The 249-nt window shown below is 52.6% G+C and carries 1 protein-coding gene; it reads left to right on the top strand.

Annotation, left to right across the window (positions count from 1 at the left end; genetic code table 11):
* Positions 1–249: hypothetical protein (locus QQK21_RS06465; protein WP_284191385.1), on the top strand; the 249-nt coding region annotated here is incomplete at both ends.

The following is a 249-nucleotide window of genomic DNA, read 5'->3' as shown; positions in this document are numbered from 1 at the left end:
ATCTCGAATGCTTCAACGCCTGTGCCTGAGAGTGGTCATAAAGTGGTAGTTCCGCAAAGCGACGGTAACGGTAATTGGCCAACCGTGGAGCCAGCCCGCGGTGTGATTGGCAGTGGGGCGTACACAGGTGCGAACTACACAGGTAATAACAACCATGAAAAAGTCAGGATAGCGAACAGCCCTAGTGGTGAGGCACAAACCGATGGCAACGGTAATAGGCCTAGTGATGAGGCACAAACCGATGATGAC

The organism is Vibrio zhanjiangensis (genome assembly GCF_030161235.1).
GTDB classification, from domain to species: Bacteria; Pseudomonadota; Gammaproteobacteria; order Enterobacterales; family Vibrionaceae; genus Vibrio; species Vibrio zhanjiangensis.
The sequence above is the reverse complement of the archived record's forward strand: the minus strand, read 5'-3'. Positions and strand labels throughout refer to the sequence as shown.